This is a genomic window from Erwinia persicina (assembly GCF_014838825.1).
Classification (GTDB): domain Bacteria; phylum Pseudomonadota; class Gammaproteobacteria; order Enterobacterales; family Enterobacteriaceae; genus Erwinia; species Erwinia persicina_A.
In genome coordinates this window covers 1-16,760 of record NZ_JACYMO010000005.1, presented here as the reverse complement: position 1 = coordinate 16,760, position 16,760 = coordinate 1, and the positions used below count along the sequence as shown (strand labels likewise).

At 54.4% G+C, this 16,760-nt stretch carries 16 protein-coding genes; 9 read left to right on the top strand and 7 right to left on the bottom strand.

Going from position 1 to position 16,760, the window contains the following annotated elements:
- The first annotated feature begins 690 nt into the window (after window positions 1–690).
- From IFU29_RS13615 to IFU29_RS13595, 5 genes are read left to right on the top strand one after another with little or no spacing between them, the layout of a single operon-like run.
- Window positions 691–1,794 (top strand): ABC transporter ATP-binding protein, encoded by a 1,104-nt coding sequence (locus tag IFU29_RS13615; RefSeq protein WP_191934393.1) that lies wholly within the window; start codon window positions 691–693, stop codon window positions 1,792–1,794.
- 28 nt (window positions 1,795–1,822) lie between these two features.
- Complete coding sequence (locus IFU29_RS13610) at window positions 1,823–3,103, top strand: ABC transporter substrate-binding protein (RefSeq protein ID WP_191934392.1); 1,281 nt, start codon at window positions 1,823–1,825, stop codon at window positions 3,101–3,103.
- Between the two features lie 10 nt (window positions 3,104–3,113).
- Window positions 3,114–4,025, top strand: coding sequence for a carbohydrate ABC transporter permease (locus tag IFU29_RS13605; protein WP_191934391.1), 912 nt, complete (start codon window positions 3,114–3,116; stop codon window positions 4,023–4,025).
- An 8-nt stretch (window positions 4,026–4,033) separates the two neighbouring features.
- On the top strand, window positions 4,034–4,861 hold the full coding sequence (locus IFU29_RS13600) for a carbohydrate ABC transporter permease (protein WP_244633705.1): 828 nt from the start codon (window positions 4,034–4,036) through the stop codon (window positions 4,859–4,861).
- 12 nt (window positions 4,862–4,873) lie between these two features.
- Window positions 4,874–5,854 (top strand): metallophosphoesterase, encoded by a 981-nt coding sequence (locus IFU29_RS13595; protein ID WP_191934389.1) that lies wholly within the window; start codon window positions 4,874–4,876, stop codon window positions 5,852–5,854.
- Between the two features lie 104 nt (window positions 5,855–5,958).
- Here IFU29_RS13595 and IFU29_RS13590 read toward each other — a convergent pair whose 3' ends face one another.
- The 3 genes from IFU29_RS13590 to IFU29_RS13580 form a co-directional block, all read right to left on the bottom strand.
- The gene (locus IFU29_RS13590) at window positions 5,959–6,639 is read right to left on the bottom strand and encodes an oligogalacturonate-specific porin KdgM family protein (protein ID WP_062743984.1); all 681 of its coding nucleotides are present in this window, start codon (window positions 6,637–6,639) and stop codon (window positions 5,959–5,961) included.
- 43 nt (window positions 6,640–6,682) lie between these two features.
- A complete protein-coding gene (locus tag IFU29_RS13585; RefSeq protein WP_191934388.1) occupies window positions 6,683–8,725 on the bottom strand; it encodes a right-handed parallel beta-helix repeat-containing protein in 2,043 nt (680 codons plus the stop codon).
- Window positions 8,726–8,810: 85 nt separating this feature from the next.
- Window positions 8,811–10,385, bottom strand: coding sequence for an MFS transporter (locus tag IFU29_RS13580; RefSeq protein WP_062743988.1), 1,575 nt, complete (start codon window positions 10,383–10,385; stop codon window positions 8,811–8,813).
- A gap of 504 nt (window positions 10,386–10,889) precedes the next feature.
- Here IFU29_RS13580 and IFU29_RS13575 point away from each other — a divergent pair.
- The gene (locus IFU29_RS13575) at window positions 10,890–12,071 is read left to right on the top strand and encodes an oligogalacturonate lyase family protein (protein WP_191934387.1); all 1,182 of its coding nucleotides are present in this window, start codon (window positions 10,890–10,892) and stop codon (window positions 12,069–12,071) included.
- A 3-nt stretch (window positions 12,072–12,074) separates the two neighbouring features.
- Window positions 12,075–12,395 (top strand): cupin domain-containing protein, encoded by a 321-nt coding sequence (locus tag IFU29_RS13570; RefSeq protein ID WP_191934386.1) that lies wholly within the window; start codon window positions 12,075–12,077, stop codon window positions 12,393–12,395.
- A gap of 65 nt (window positions 12,396–12,460) precedes the next feature.
- Here IFU29_RS13570 and IFU29_RS13565 read toward each other — a convergent pair whose 3' ends face one another.
- The 4 genes from IFU29_RS13565 to IFU29_RS13550 form a co-directional block, all read right to left on the bottom strand.
- Window positions 12,461–13,099 (bottom strand): RpiB/LacA/LacB family sugar-phosphate isomerase, encoded by a 639-nt coding sequence (locus IFU29_RS13565; RefSeq protein WP_062743994.1) that lies wholly within the window; start codon window positions 13,097–13,099, stop codon window positions 12,461–12,463.
- A gap of 58 nt (window positions 13,100–13,157) precedes the next feature.
- Complete coding sequence (kduD, locus tag IFU29_RS13560; RefSeq protein ID WP_062743996.1) at window positions 13,158–13,919, bottom strand: 2-dehydro-3-deoxy-D-gluconate 5-dehydrogenase KduD; 762 nt, start codon at window positions 13,917–13,919, stop codon at window positions 13,158–13,160.
- A gap of 402 nt (window positions 13,920–14,321) precedes the next feature.
- A complete protein-coding gene (locus IFU29_RS13555) occupies window positions 14,322–14,633 on the bottom strand; it encodes a hypothetical protein (RefSeq protein ID WP_244633704.1) in 312 nt (103 codons plus the stop codon).
- A 140-nt stretch (window positions 14,634–14,773) separates the two neighbouring features.
- Window positions 14,774–15,556, bottom strand: coding sequence for a winged helix-turn-helix domain-containing protein (locus tag IFU29_RS13550; RefSeq protein ID WP_191934384.1), 783 nt, complete (start codon window positions 15,554–15,556; stop codon window positions 14,774–14,776).
- A 400-nt stretch (window positions 15,557–15,956) separates the two neighbouring features.
- Here IFU29_RS13550 and IFU29_RS13545 point away from each other — a divergent pair, with 400 nt between their 5' ends.
- On the top strand, window positions 15,957–16,481 hold the full coding sequence (locus IFU29_RS13545) for a fimbrial protein (protein ID WP_191934383.1): 525 nt from the start codon (window positions 15,957–15,959) through the stop codon (window positions 16,479–16,481).
- A gap of 83 nt (window positions 16,482–16,564) precedes the next feature.
- A partial coding sequence (locus tag IFU29_RS22360) for a fimbrial protein (RefSeq protein WP_206757319.1) occupies window positions 16,565–16,760 on the top strand: 196 nt, incomplete at its 3' end.

Here is a 16,760-nt window from a genome sequence, read left to right as displayed (position 1 = left end):
GTCTTAATAGCCTCTTTAAATGAGATAGAGTGCGAAGAAGTCTGTGGATTGCAGGTAATTAATGTAAAGTGACAATAAATTATCATATCGATAAATTTTATTAATCGATAAGGCCATTCACTAACAGAAGAAACAGTCGCATAAAACCACACTAAGCCCATGATTAAAATAAGTAAAAAAAATTAACCACCCTAACAATGGCAGGAAAAAGTATCGAAAAACACATAAAAATGATAAAATAGTCGAAAAAATATGCTTTTTTAGTTATCTCCGCTAATTTCAACATTAGTATAAACTGAGCTTTCCGGCTTATTCAGCACTAATGGCAAAAGCATAAAAAAATAGGCAAAACAGTCATGTTTATTATCAAAATAAGTAATAAATCGCGCTATTTACTGTAAAACCTCCCTTTTGAGATGGAATAAATCCTGCGCATCCTTAAGGTTTAAAGATCTATTTAATGCAATAAAAAAGATACGGTAATTATACTTTCACCTCATCAGGCAAAATATAATTATTTATTCATACCAGTAATAAAAAATAGAAAATCCGGCCGTTTCCCGCCGTCTGACCCGCCATCCGGTCAGGCCTGACGCCCCCTGTCTTACAAGCGTCATCCGTCGTTAATAAAAACGTCATTCCGCCCCGCTAGCGTAAGGCCACTTATTATTGCAAAGATGCACAGCGGGTATGAGCTATCTCTCTCTTCACCATATTGACAAAGCCTGGGGCAGCAAAACCGCGCTCAACGACATCAGCTTCGGGGTGGCAGAAGGCGATTTTATCGCGCTCCTCGGGCCTTCCGGCTGCGGCAAGTCGACCCTGTTGCGTACCATCGCCGGACTGGAGTCTGCCGACAGTGGCGCTATCTGCTTTCAGCAGACCGATGTCACCACCCTGCCGCCATCGCAGCGTAAGCTGTCGATGGTGTTCCAGTCTTATGCGCTCTTCCCCCACCTCAGCGTGCGGGAAAATCTGCTGTTTGGCCTGCGCGCCCGTGGCGAAGACAAGCGTCATTTCCCCGCGCGTCTGGAGGAAGTCAGCCGCCTGATGGAGCTGGCACCGCTGCTTGACCGGCTGCCGTCCCAGCTATCAGGCGGGCAGCAGCAGCGCGTGGCGCTGGGCCGTGCGGTGATCGCCAACAATAAACTGTGTCTGATGGATGAGCCGCTCTCTAACCTCGACGCCAAGCTGCGCCAGAGCATGCGCCGCGAAATTCGCGCCCTACAGAAGAAGCTCGGCCTGACGATGCTGTACGTCACTCACGATCAAACCGAGGCCATGAGCATGGCCGATAAGATTATTTTGCTGAACGACGGCGCTATCGAACAGCACGACACCCCGGATAATCTTTACAACAACCCCGCCAGCATTTTTGCCGCACAGTTTATTGGCGCACCGCCGATGAATATCATTCCGCTGCGGCGCGAGGGCCAGCACCATTACCTGGGAGAGATGCCGATCCCGGTGGTGGAACACCGCCATGAAGCCGCCCTGAGCCTGGGGCTGCGCGCGGAAGATATTCAGCTGACCGCTGCCGACCGGGCGGCGCTCACCGCCCGGGTCATCAGCTATGAATATATGGGGGCCGACACCCTGCTGGTATGTCAGATCGCCGCCTGCCGCGAGCCAATCACCGTCAAAGTCGCCGGCATGAGGCGCTTCAGTGAACACAGCCTGGTCGGGCTGCAGTGGTCAGCCTCCCGACACTATTTCTTCGTCACCGCCAGCGGCAAACGCTGCTACGGTGCGGAACACACCGCTTTACCGTCAGAACAAAAATATGCTGTTTAATCATTATTTTATCGCCTAAGGGAAAATCATGTCTCCAGTTCGCCATGTCTCACGCCTGACCTCTGCCCTGCTGCTGTGCGCTGCTTCATCAGCCTTCGCCGCCGATCCGGTGAAACTGCAGATGTACTACCCGATCGCCGTAGGCGGCAAAGTCAGCCATACCGTCGATACCCTGGTCGCCGATTTTGAAAAACTGCACCCGGACGTCAGCATCCAGCCGGTGTATACCGGGGATTATGCCACCACGGTAACCAAAGCCCTGACTGCGTTTCGCGGCGGCAACGCCCCGCAGATGGCGGTGATCGGTGACATTGAAGCCTATTCTCTGATTGACGCCGGCGCCATCAGTGCCGCCAGCGATCTGGCGAATGATGATGAGGGTAAAAAGTGGATCGACAGTTTTTATCCGGCCTTCCTCCGTCATATCGACGGTAAGGTGTGGGGCATCCCTTTTCAGCGTTCCACGGTGGTGATGTACTGGAACAAACAGGCATTTGAAAAAGCGGGCCTCGACGGCAATACGCCGCCTGCCAGCTGGCAGCAGGTGGTCGACTTCGGGAAAAAACTGGTGGTGAAAGACGAGAAAGGCGTGAGCCAGTGGGGTATTGAGATCCCGTCCACGCCGAACGGCTACTGGAACTTCCAGGGACTGGCGGCCACCAACGGTGGCCGTCTGGATAATGGCAAAGGCACCGCCGTGACCTTCGACACGCCAGCTAACATTGAAACCCTGCAGTGGCTGACCGACCTGGGGCAGAAAGAGGGCGTATCCCCTAAAGGTGCTATCGCCTGGAGCACCACCCCACAGGACTTTATCAGCGGCAAAACGGCCATGATGGTTACCACCACCGGTAATCTGACCACCGTACGTGAAAATGCGAAGTTCCCGTTTGGCGTCGCCATGCTGCCAGAGAAAACGCAGCGCGGCAGCCCGACCGGCGGCGGCAACCTTTACGTGTTTAAAAACGCCAGCCCGGAACAGCAGAAAGCCGCCATGGCCTTTATCCGCTGGGTGTCCGCACCGGAACAGGCAGCACGCTGGAGTATCGCAACGGGTTACGTAGCCACCTCCCCGGCAGCATGGGATACCGCCGTGATGCAGGATTACGTGAAGCAGGTACCGCAGGCTCTGGTGGCACGTGAGCAGCTCAAATACTCCCAGCCCGAGCTGTCGACCTATAACAGCGTACAGATTCAGGAAGCCCTGAACCATGCGATCGAAGCGGCCGTCACCCAGGAGAAAACCCCTGAGCAGGCACTGAAATCGGCGCAGAAGCAGGCTGACCGCCTGCTGAAACCTTACCAGTAACGGGCACAAGATGAGCACGTTTCATATCGCCGCCCCTGCCGCACGTCAGCGCGGCCTGTCGCTGCAGATTTACGGTTATCTGCTGCTGCTACCGGCGCTGGGTTTTCTCCTGACGTTTACCCATTACCCGGCCGTGGCGACGATGTGGGAGAGCCTGTTTTCTGCCGCACGCAACGGTCATCCGGCCCATTTTGTCGGGCTGGATAACTATGCCGCGCTGCTGGATGACGACATCTTTATGCTGTCACTGCGCAATAACCTGCTGTACGCAGCGGTCACCATTCCGCTGGCGGTGGGGCTGGCGCTGCTGATGGCGCTGGCGGTTAATCGCCGCCTGCGCGGCAGTGCGCTGACCCGCGCCGCCTTTTTCATTCCGTCGCTGCTGCCGATGATTGCCATCGCCAATCTGTGGCTGTTTTTCTACACGCCGCAGCTCGGCCTGCTGAATCAGCTGCTGGCGCTGTTTTCGCTGCCGCCCGTCAACTGGCTGGGCGATCCTGACAGCGCACTCTGGAGCCTGATGGCGGTGTCCGTCTGGCGTGAGGCCGGATTCTTTATGATCTTCTATCTGGCGGCGCTGCAGCAGATTGACCCGCGTCTGAGCGAGGCGGCAGAGATTGAGGGGGCGTCCCGCCGCTACTTCTTCCGCCGCGTGCAGTGGCCACTGCTGATGCCGACTACGCTGTTTATTCTGATCAATGCCTCGATGAACGCCTTCCGCATCGTCGATCAGGTGATCGCCATGACCAACGGCGGGCCCAATAACAGCAGCAGCCTGCTGCTGTTTTACATCTACCGCACCGCCTTTAGCTTTTGGGATTTACCGGCCGCCTCCGCGATGACCGTGGTATTGCTGGTTATCCTCGGCGCGGTGGCTCTCATCAAATTCCACCTGCTGGATAAGCGAGCCCACTACCAATGAGCCTGACGATGATACGTCCTGCACGCCCGTTTTCCGCGGGCTGCCTGTGCCTGAACCTGGCGATCTGGCTGGCGGCGCTGCTGTGGTTTTTACCCATTCTGGTGGCCATCTGGGTGGCGGTTCACCCGGCGTCCGACCAGGGCACCTTTATCCTGTTTTCACCGCTGACGGCGCAGAACTTTATTGACGCCTGGCATGCCGCCCCGTTTGCCCGCTACTTCCTCAACACCACGCTGCTGGTGCTGATGATTGTTATCTGTCAGCTGGTGCTGGCCACCATGGCGGCCTATGCGCTGGTCAGGTTCCGGCTGAAATTTTCCGGGCTGCTGTTTGCATTGATCCTGCTGCAGCTGATGATCAGCCCCGATGTCCTGATCCTCAGTAACTACAAAACCGTGGGCGCACTGGGCCTGCGCGACAGCCTGTGGGGAATTGCGCTGCCTTACCTCGCCTCGGCATTTGCCATCTTTCTGCTGCGCCAGACCTTTAAAAGCATCCCGCTGGTGCTGGAAGAGGCGGCCATTGTTGAAGGTGCCAGCCGCTGGACTATCTTGCGTCGTATTTATGTGCCGCTGGCAAAGCCGGTGTACATCGCCTTTGCCCTGGTGTCGATCAGCTTCCACTGGAATGATTTCCTCTGGCCGCTGGTGATCACCGACTCGGTCAGCGTGCGGCCGATTACCGTCGGGCTTCAGCTTTTCTCTGCGCCGGAGCAGGGCGTGCAGTGGGCGCTGGTGGGTGCAGCAACGCTGATGACCTCGTTACCGCTGCTGGTGCTGTTTCTGGTCTTCCAGCCTCAGTTTGTTCAGTCTTTTATGCGTGCCGGTATCCGCTAACGGAGTTTCATCATGTCCTTTGACACCCTGCCTCACCCCCTTTCTGACCTGCAACGCCAGGCGCTGGGCGCAGCCGCCATGATGTACCAGCCGCCCCGGATGCGCGCCACGCATCCGGCCGATCGCACGCTGCGCTTTGGGCTGATGGCCGACCCGCAGTACGCCGACGTTGATGCCGACGTGCCGAAAAATCTCTACTACCGCCACGCCCTGCACAAGCTGCCGAAGGCGATCGCCGCCCTTAACCGACAGCCACTCGATTTTGTCGTCACCCTGGGCGACATGGTGGATCGCCACTGGCCAAGCTATCAGGCGCTGCTGCCGCTGTATGAAACGCTGCATCACCCCCATGCGATGGTGATCGGCAACCATGACGCACAGGTCATTTCCGACCGCCTGACGTCGGCACACACGCCCCCCGCCGGTTTACCCAAAAGCTATTATCAGTTTCGCCTGGCGGGCTACCGCTTTATTATTTTCGACGGTAACGACATCAGCCTGTACTGCAATCAGGGTAACGGCGGCGACCGTCTGCAGGCGAAGGCCATGCTGGCCGATCTGATCGCACGTCAGCAGCCGCAGGGCCAGCTGTGGAATGGTGCCGTAGGCAGCGCCCAGTTTGCCTGGATTGAAGAGCAGCTGAAACAGGCCCGGCTGCTGGGAGAAACGGTGGTGGTGTTCGGCCACTATCCGCTGGCCCCGCACACCGGGCATATTCTGTGGAACGGCGGCGAGCTGGCCGATCTGCTGTGCCGCTATCAGGTACGTGCCTGCTTTACCGGGCACGACCATCGCGGCGGCTACGTGCGGCGTGAGAATACCGACTTTATCACCATGAAAGGGATGCTCGACGGCGCGGAAGACGTGCCGTTTGCGGTGGTGGAGCTGCTGGATGGGGTGCTGACGGTGCGGGGATATGGCAGCGAAATCAGCCGGATACTGACTGCAGACACTCACGAATCTGACGCTTTCTCATCAAGTCCGGCGGACTAACCGGTCTTATCCCATCGGTCTGCCGCGCCGGGCGCTGATCGGCACATGACAAAACCGCCCGCAGGGTCGTCCGGCGGGCGGTATATGGCGCAGGTTAAGCCGCCTTAAAAGTTATACTGAATGCCCACGCGCAGCCGCGTCTGCCGGTCATCTGCCGTTTTCCTGACGGAGACATCGCCCACCTGCACATACGGCGTCCACTGCTTGTTAATGTTATAGGCGACTTTCAAATCCTGCTCGTAATCCCATTTGTCGTTGTCATACAACACCTGATCGCTGTGCTTATAAATATAGTTATATTCAAAGCGCCAGTCGGCCAGACGATAGCCCAGCCAGAACTCACCCCGGTTGGTTTTCTTATCGTCGGTATTTTCTTTGGTGTAGCGCGTATATTCATAGCGATAGCGCACGTTAAAATAAATCCCGCTATCAAACTGGTAACCGGTGGTTAAAAACGGCTTATAGATGCTGCTGTCAGAGCTGGATTCCAGCGTAAACCCTGGCTGCAGAAACCAGGCGGGCGTCACTTTGTACTGATAACTGACGGTACTTTCCGTTCCGTTATCCACCAGATTATTAAAGGCTTTATTCGAATTATCTCCGCCTGATTTCCACTTTGCCTCCAGCGAGAAACCCAGGCCGTTAGCAAAACGGTGCGACACCATGGCGCGGTCTTTATGTTGTTTACTGTCATCCAGCCACTCGTGGCGAAGATCGATTGTCACAGCCTGACTGCCGGCGCTGGCCAGCAGCAGACCGCAGAGCAGCAGTCTGTTATTTTTCATTATGTCATCCCAGAGAATATTGATATTTTTTTAGAACTTCGTGTTAATTACTCATATAAAAATCATTGCCGGCAGCGATATTGCCGCTGACCACATCCGGATATTTTCCCGGTGTCGTCCGCTGCGAGATATTGCCGCGAAAGTGCCCCTGCTGATCCGGCGTGACATAAGGTGACGGGCGGAACAGGAAGTTAAAGCGCCGGTTATCCCGTGCGCGGTTCCCCTCAACCACCAGCGCGCCGGGGTTAAAGTTATCGCTGAAGCCGTCCATGCCGTTTTCTTCTGCCAGGCTGTTGCGTACCGTATGCGCCACCGGCAGGCCTTCGCCCCCCAGCTTGAAACCGTTGCTGCCGTTATGCGCGGAGCGGCTGTTTTCGATGGTGACGCTACCGTTCGGGCCGTCTTCGATCTTATTGAACAGGTCGAAACCGTCGTCGATGTTGTCATGCGCGTAACAGTTCACCAGCCGGTTGCCTTCGCCCACGCGCATTTTCACCGCAAAGCCGTCGGCATTTTTCCGCCCCGGATCCTGATTGCCCCAGGATTCCGAGTTGCTGATCAGGTTCTGGCTGGCCCACAGGGCACGGCCAATCCCCTCCGGCGAGGCGACCCAGATGCCGGTATCGTCGGCGTGATGGGCGCGAACGCGATCGATATGGTTATAACTGCCGGCAATATGAAAACTTTTCTCCGTCACGGTGATGTCCTGTACCTGCCAGTAGCTGCCATCAAGCTTCAGCCCGTGAAACACCACACTGCCGCCCTGTGGACGCAGGGTTTTCGGCTGTTTGTCGGTGCCGCTGGCGGTGGCCGGTATCACGCTGGCCGGGTAGTCACCGTCCGCCAGCCACAGGGTGCCCCCCGGGGCTAACAGATTCACCGCGCTGGCAACGTCCAGCGGGTGCTGCGGTGAGCCGTCATTGCCCGCCACACCCTGCGCTGAAGCGTACAGCACCAGCGGATTGCTCACCTTCGCCAGGCGAACCGGCAGGATCTGCGTCAGGGCCGGGCCGCTGTCCGGTGTGAACGTCACCGTCAGCTCGCTGCCGCCCACCGTGGCCTTTACCGGCACCGTCACCACCTGTCCACCGTGTACCGTCTGGCTGAGCAGCGCGTTACCGCCCTGTGCAACCGCAATCTGGCCGTTACCGTTGGTGCGCAGCTGGAAAAGGCTGGCGGACCGGGTGAGCACCGGTGATGACATCACTTCAATGCGCGGCTGCAGAGCCGGTGGCACATAGGGGATGCCGGGCTGCGGGTGTGCTTCACTGAGGGTCAGCGAGGCCTGATTGACCGTAAGACGGGCATTGCGCGCGGCGAAAAAGCCGACGTAGTAACCGGCTTTATCCAGCTGCGTGATGCGGTCTGCACCTGCCACCGTTTTACGGATCCATGCGCTGCTGCCCTGCGGGGCATACGCCACCTCAAAGCCGGCATCCGTGCGGCTCAGGCGCAGTGAAAAATGTTGCGGGCTGGCCAGCGGCTGATACGGCTCACGCACGATGCCAATGCCGGTATTGCCCCAGGGCTGCTGCACGCCCTGCCGGGCCACCAGCGCCACCACTGGCGGCTTATCACCGACGGCCATCACCGTGTTCATCACCATATTCGACGCGGCCGGAAGCTCTTCATTACCGGGTATAACCTCCGGGGAGCGTGCCGGTCCGAGGATATCGCGCACCAGCAGGCCAGCGCCCTCCTGTCCGGCCGGTCTGGCACCGTTTTCCGGGCCAAACTGGTTAAGCGTCACGTCCGCGTCCAGCTGGAAGTTGGCATCCGCCGGCAGGCGCGTGTAGTAATACGTCAGCCCGTCATGGCTGTTGCCGACCTTGCCACCCCGGCTTTCCAGCGTAAAGGGGACACTCAGCGCACTGCCTTCCGGCGGGACGGGATCTCCACCAGCCAGACGGGTTTCATTGCGGCCAATTTTTTCCGCCAGCACGTTGGTGGCGAAATTGACGTCGGTCGACTGACCGAAGGTGATGCTGTGCCAGACCAGCCGGCTGCTGTCCGGCAGGGCAGCGGCGGCGAGCGTACTCAGCCCGAGGGTTAACGTGACGATACACAGTTGACGTTCCCAGTTCATGGTTCCCATCCTCAATGCGCAGGGGGCCGCTGGCCGGTTTCCCGGCCAGTCGGAGAGTCAGTAAAGGGTTGGTAAAAACGAAGGATTACGGGTGCTGCGTGCGGCTCACCAGCGATTCAGGTTTTGCCACGGGGAGCACCTCAACGGCGGGCGTATCAAAGATTTTGCGGCACACTTTACTGTTACCCCAGCACTCTTCATACGGGTAGCCGATCAGCTCTTCCATCACCGCACGCACCTCGGGCTGCACGTGGCCAATCAGGCCACCGGCCTTGATCCTGGCGACTTCACCCAGCACGACCAGGTGCGTTTTGCGGTTCAGCTTCATCTGATGACTGAAGACCATGGCCATCAGCGCCAGTGCAATCACGCCCACGCAGAACACCAGAGCGATCGCCGTAACGGCGCTTTCCGGCTGCGTCTGCGATTTAGACTGGAAGCCATAGAAGCTGAGGATGGCACCCATGGCGAAAACAATCACCGAGCGCATCAGTTTGCCGGAGAAAGTCATCGCCCCGGCGTAGATGCCTTCACGACGACGGCCGGTAAAGGCTTCATCGATATCCGCCAGGAAGGTGTAGACCGTCCACGGGATGTAGTACACACCGCCCGTACCGATGCCGAACACCACGGTGATGGCCAGCATCGCCGCCGTCGCGTACTGCTGCGGCAGGTGCAGGAAGTGCAGCAGGCTGTAACACACCACCGAGAACACCACGATACTCAGAGCCAGAATGTACGGCTTGCTGAAGCCGTGCTTCACGCAGATACCGATAAAGATGGCGGTGGAGAAGAGCTGTAACAGGGAGTTAAGACTGCTTAATCCCGCCACCATGGCCGGATCGTACTGCAGCACAAAGATAATGAAGTAGGTGAAGACTGAAGCAAACAGCCACTCCGCGCCAAACCCGCACAGGTACATGCCCAGGTGCTTGCGGAACACGCGCAGATGGAAGGTCGACTTCATATCGCGCACCAGCGTCACCATGGTTTTCGCCAGCGTCATTTTCTTCTCATCAACCGGGGTGGTCTCTTCCACCGGGCGTTCCCAGGAGGAGATATACAGCATGATCATCGCCACGCATAAAATCACCCCGTAAGTCAGCGCGGTAAAGAAGAACGGCTCTGCCGACTCTTTACCGTAGATCAGGATGAACTGGCCGGGGATAAATGCCGCGAGGAAGTTCGCCACTTTACCGAAAATTGCCTTATATCCGGTCAGCTTCGATCGGGCTGAGAAGTCGGTGGTCATCTCGGTGGCGAGGGTTTCGTAAGGGACCATCACCGAGGTGTAGATCAGTTCAAACAGCACATAGGTTGAAAGGTAGTACCAGAAGCCGAAGCCCTCCACCCACAGCAGCGGGTAGACCATCATCAGCGGGATGCCGAGTAAGATAAAGAAACGGCGGCGGCCAAAGCGTTTGCCGAGCCGCGTTTTGCCAAAGTTATCCGAGAGATAGCCCATCAGCGGGTTGCTGATGGCATCGATGATGCTGGCAACGGAAAAGATCGCCGAAGCCTGTAACAGCGTCAGCCCACAAAAGGTAGTATAGAAATAGAGTAACCAGATACCGGCTATCGCCAGCGCCCCGCTACCGAGTAAATTACCACCGCCGTATGCCAGCTGATGTCTGAAGAGAATTGGTTTTTCTGCGTTCATGTGAGCCCCGCCCAGAGAGATTTTATAAAAATGAACCGTTGTTTTATTTTTATAGATACGGTGTTTTATATAGATCTCCCGGCGGAATAGATGTGAATTAACTCACAGTTAAAACAGCAGCCGGTGATTTCTCAGACAGATTTGCGATACGTGTAGCATTCTTAATAGTAAAGGGTCCTTTTTACCCCCCTCTTTATTCCTTATCGCCTGATAAAAACGGCAAATACCGTACTATTTTTTGCCACAATACAGACACTTAAAAGCAACAAGCCGTGCAGTGTAAGCAACAGGCACAAAGGACAAAAAACACTTTCTATCGGGCAGTTAATCCTGCGTTCCTGAAGAATAAGGCGTTGTTTTGTGATCCGCATAGCATTTCTGTCAGCCACACCCGCTGTTTCACTCATCACAGTGATAATCTGTTTTCATATTTATGAAACAGCATTTCATTTTAATAAATTTATCCTTCAGGGGTAATACCCCTTGCTACCGATGGAGTGAATCATGGCTAAAGGCTCTCAGATCTCATTCAACTTCCACACCGTTCAGGATGCGCAGACCGGCGCACGCGTCACGCGCTTAACGCCGCCTGACGTGCTGTGCCACCGCAACTACTTCTATCAGAAATGCTTTACGCGCGACGGCAGCCAGCTGCTGTTTGCCGGGGAGTTTGACGGTCACCGCAACTATTATCTGCTCGACCTGGGCACACAGCAGGCCGTGCAGCTTACCGAAGGCCCTGGGGATAATACCTTTGGCGGTTTCCTTTCCCCGGATGACCAGTACCTGTATTACGTAAAAAATGAACGCCTGCTGCAGCGCGTCACGCTGGCCGACTTCAGCGAAAAAACGGTTTATCAGGTGCCGGAAGCCTGGGTCGGCTATGGTACCTGGGTCGCCAACAGCGAATGCTCAAGCCTGGTGGGGATTGAGATCGACCGCAGGGACTGGACGCCGCTCTCTGACTGGAAAATTTTCCAGACGTTCTACCACAGTAACCCGCGCTGCCGCCTGCTGCGCATCGACCTGCACAGCGGCCAGTCACACGTTATCCACGAGAAAAACGAATGGCTGGGCCACCCGATCTACCGGCCGTTTGACGACAGTACCGTGGCGTTCTGCCACGAAGGCCCGCACGATCTGGTGGACGCCAGAATGTGGCTGGTGAATGAAGACGGCAGCAACGTGCGGAAAGTGAAGGAACACGCCCCGGGGGAAAGTTGCACCCACGAGTTCTGGGTGCCGGACGGCTCCGCGCTCATTTATGTTTCCTACCTGAAGGGCCAGCACGACCGCCATATCCGCCGCTTTGACCCACAGACAGGTGAAGACGTCAGCCTGATGACCATGCCTGCCTGCTCACATTTGATGAGCAATGATAACGGCACGCTGCTGGTCGGTGACGGATCCGGAACCCCGGTGGACGTGAAAGACACCGCCAGCCACACGATTGAGAATGACCCGTGGCTGTACCTGTTCGACGCGCGCACGCGGAAATACGCGCCGCTGGCTGCACATAACAGCTCCTGGCAGGTGCTGGACGGTGACCGGCAGGTGACCCATCCGCACCCCTCTTTCTCGCCAGACGATCGTCACGTGCTGTTCACCACCGATTATGAAGGACAGCCCGCGCTCTATCTTGCCGAGATCCCGGACGCGCTTCGCCACTCATTACAGAAGGATTAACCCGTGTTTATTTACAGACAGGACAGACCCCTGCAGGATTTAGGCGACGGCGTCAGCCGTCGCGTACTGGCACACGGCGGCAGCATGATGGCGGTAGAGGTCAGCTTTGAGACCGGAGCCGTCGGCCCGCTGCACCATCACGTCCACGAACAGCTGACCTATGTGCTGTCCGGCCGCTTTCGCTTTACCATCGGTGACGAAACCCACGAGGTGACCGCCGGCGACACGCTGTACAAAAAGCCGGACATCATTCACGGCTGCGTCTGCCTGGAGAAAGGTGTGCTGCTGGATACGTTCACCCCACAGCGCCAGGATTTTTTGTAATTTATCCGGCATAAAAAAACCGGTGCTCGCAGAGCACCGGTTTTTATTGGGCGAAAAGGAAAAAATTACGCGAGGATTTCACGCACAAAGTTTTCGATCTCTTTGTTCTGACTGTTTTCGAAGAAGCATTTCTGGAAGCGTTCGCCCGAAACCGCGGTTTTCACCAGCTCTTTATCAATGGCGCGTAGCGTATCCAGGTAGTTTTCTTTGACGATCGCCGCCTTCACCTGATTGAGAATGCCCGCATTGCGTACCTGCGGCTCTTTACGCTCCGCCGGGTAGCCCTGACCTTTCTCACCCGCAAAGGCCTTTTCGAAGATAAAGCGCACGTTCAGCTCGGCACCCCAGCCAAAGCCTTTGGCGAACGGCAGTGACAGCGCATTGCCGTTGTTGATCTGGGCAAACAGGAACGCATCTGCCGGATCAATGCAGTAACCACAGATCACACCCGGGTGCAGGTTGAGCGACATCAGCGCACCCTGACCGGTGCCGCAGCCAGCGACCACAAAATCCACTGCCTTCGAGTTCAGCAGAATGCTGGCCATGATCCCCAGATGGATATAGGTCAGGTGGTGATCCTGCTCGTCAGACATGCCGACGTTATACACCGGGTACTCTTTCTCCCCGGCGACCGCGTTCAGTTCTTTCAGGATAATCGCGTTTTTTGCCGCCTGGCTATTTTCCATCATCAGTGCAATTTTCATATTCGTCATCCTCTTGTGTGCGGCAGGCTTACCTGCCGCAGGTCAGTAAACAGGGAAATTAACGGGCCAGCCAGCCGCCGTCGACGGCAAGGGTGTAGCCATTAACATAGTCAGATGCCGGGGAAGAGAGAAACACCACCGGCCCCATCAGGTCGGCTGGCAGGCCCCAGCGCCCGGCCGGAATGCGGCCAAGGATCTCTTCGCTGCGCGCTTCATCCGCCCGCAGCTGCTGAGTGTTGTTGGTGGCCATATAACCGGGCGCTATCGCGTTAACGTTGATCTTGTGCTGCGCCCATTCATTAGCCAGCAGACGGGTCACGCCCATCACCGCACTTTTCGATGCGGTATACGAGGGAACGCGGATGCCGCCCTGATAAGAGAGCATCGACGCAATATTGATAATTTTCCCGCCCGTTCCCTGCGCGATAAACTGCTTCGCCACCGCCTGTGACATAAAGAACACCGACTTGATGTTCAGGTTCATCACGTCGTCCCAGTTCTTTTCGCTAAAGTCGATGGCGTCTTCCCGACGGATGATCCCGGCGTTATTGACCAGGATATCCAGGTGGCCCATCTCGGCGACCGCACGTTCCAGCAGACCCGGAATGACTTGGGTATCGCTAAGGTCAGCGGTCAGGCTGAGAAAACGACGCCCGGTGGCCGCGATGCGCTCAATGGTTTCCACCGGCTCAACAATATTAATGCCGACAATATCGCAGCCCGCTTCCGCCAGACCCAGCGCCATCCCCTGCCCCAGACCGGTATCACACCCGGTCACCACCGCCACTTTTCCCGCCAGGGAGAAATTATCCAAAATCATGGTGTTTCCTTGAGTTAACCCACATATTCAGGCGCTTTCCGTGACCCTGACAGGTGGCGGAGCGTGCCCGATGCCAAAACTGATAAAAGCAGCTTAGCGGCAAAATGGGATAAACTCAACAAAATGAAACAGCATTTCATTTTATATGAACCTAGGGATTGAATTTTGTCGTGGGGATCACATCATCCTATGCCTGGAATGCAAGGTCATGTATTGCAGAACAGTGCTGCATGGGTGAGGGATGTTATACGGCCGCGATAACCGGATGAAAATCAGCGTGCCTGTGTTATCAGGGCAGAGTTCGATATCGTTGAAGTCAGGGAGCTCCTCAACGATCGAACCGTCAGGTAAAAATAAGTTGTGAGGCGTCAGGTAAGAATCATCAGAGAAAAATCTTGAGGATCATGTCTTGGCACAAACAAGATAGCCAGTATTGATCGATTTGATCAGCACCAGATTATCCTTGAGGGGCCAAATTTCAATATGAAAGTCGATGCCGGGTAATTCTGGCAAAATATAATCTATCCAGATGTCCTCCGGTGTCGTATCAGTAGGATGTTTTATGACTTTGGTAATATTTGCCTTTTTAACCTGATTGACCTCTTCCGGAGCAAGAATGAAGTAGGTATTTCGGGCCAAAAGATAGTGGTTATCTTTGGTACTGACGCGTCCTGCCAGGCTAAAAAAACCCTTATTATCATTTTGAAGAAACACGGTAATTCTTCCTTCAAAATTGACCGACTCAGTGTCGTCCTCTATATGAAATTTATTCTGAGTTGTGCACTTGAACGACTCATCTGCACTCGCGCCGAAAGAGATAAATAAAATAAAGAAAGTGTTGATTATGAATTTAATCATTTTACACTACCCCACTGATTTTTCACATTAAAACAAAAATTATAATGCTGGTCAGGATTTCTGGCACACACCGAGACCAGATCCGCACGCACCGTTTTTCTGTTAATCCTGTCCTCTATATAAAAAACGTCGAGCTGACGCTTGGTACAGTCAAAACCCTCGTGATCGAGCGTTTTTTTGATGTACGATACCGTCTCATCATTAATATAGAGCTTGCTCATCGAGTAAATATCACACTGGCCTACATGGCCAATCTTCTCAATACGATGAACCTCATCCTTTCTTAACATCATCCATAAGAAAATAATGATAACCATTATGCCTGAAGCAATGAGAAGAAATTTAATTGCCTTAGGCAGAAATGGTTTTTTAGGCTGAATTTTTTCATCAGGTTCCGAAGGTTCAGCATCGTCACTCAGGTTAGTTTCATCTGAATGATCTTCTGATAAACCGACAGATGCCACATCCGCCTCAAACCGAAACCCAAACTTCGGCAGCGTGATAATAATATCATCCTCACACCCAACCAAAGTAAAGGCCTTACGAAGATCACTGACGTAATTATTGAGCCCCGCGTTAGATGCGGTAAACATGTTAGTCGACCAGACTTTTTCCAGCAAATACTCTCTGGATACGTCAACTTTACTGTTGTGTAAAAACTCTAACAACAACCGACCCACTGGTTTTTTTAGCTTCGTGACTATCTCAGGGTGCTTGCTGTCGGATAATCCCAGATCATTGAAATCGAATAAAAACTTATTATTTATAATATATTTCATCTTCTGTCTTCTTTGCTGTATTTGTAAATCACAGGAATCAGGCAAGTATTATCCTATGTTAAAAATTATCATTTTCAAGAAAAAACGATAGCTTCATGAAAAATAAATCCCAGGGCGGATAATTCATTGCTTTTAGCAAGGAAACTTACACCGCACCAACACCTAATTGCAGAAAAGAAATAGAACATATAGGTAATAAATCTATAATTTATGATATTTAATATCGTATATCATAAATTATGTAGTTTATGTTGCTGATTTTCACACTATGAAACTATCATTGCCACCTCGCCGAATGCGGTCAACGCGTTGTTTAGGCGAATTTAGAGTAAGAAAAATCTCTGTCCTGTATACGAGAGTTTTCTTTAATTGAATTTATTGTCTATATGGAATTAACTTAATGAAACTGAACAAAATCATGCTGGCTGCGGTAATGACTCTGGGTACGATTTCTATGGCTAACGCGGCTAACCAAGGGGGCGGCTCCGTAACCTTTAAAGGTTCTATCATTGATGCACCATGCTCTATTGAACCAGGTAGCCTGGATCAAACCGTGAAACTGGGCGATATCGCTTCTGCACAGCTGAAAAACGGCGGCAAGTCTACGCCGCAGGATATCCTGATCAAGCTGGTTGGCTGTGATGTGCAAACGGCTCAAGATGTGACCACGACCTTCACCGGTACCGAGTCTGAAGCCGTTCCAGGCCTGTTGGCTATGAAAGGCTCTGCACGTGGTGCCAGCATCGCCATCAACGACGTCGACGGTAAACTGCTGCCGCTGAGCAAAGCCAGCAAGGCACAAAAAATTGAAGACGGCCAGGCGACTCTGCGCTTCAGCGCCCACCTGCAGGGCGACGGCGCTTCTGCTGCCATCACCCCGGGCGAATTCAACTCTGTTGCTGACTTTACCCTGGCGTACCAGTAAGCCCACGGCGATTAATTCGCACAGTTAATTGCATGCGGGGCAACCCGCATGCTGCTTATTAACTTGTTATGTGGGGAACGGATATGCATTCACAGTATGGCAAAAGGACATTGCGCAGTGCGGTGTTAGTTAATCTGTTGCTGTGTTCCTCTTTGGCGCACTCTGCCAATCAGGGAAGAGGTGAGGTTACCGTGAATGGCAGGATTATCGCCTCCGCCTGCGCCATTGATACCGAAAGCCTTGATCAAACCATTACCATGGCGACATTACCCGTCAGCC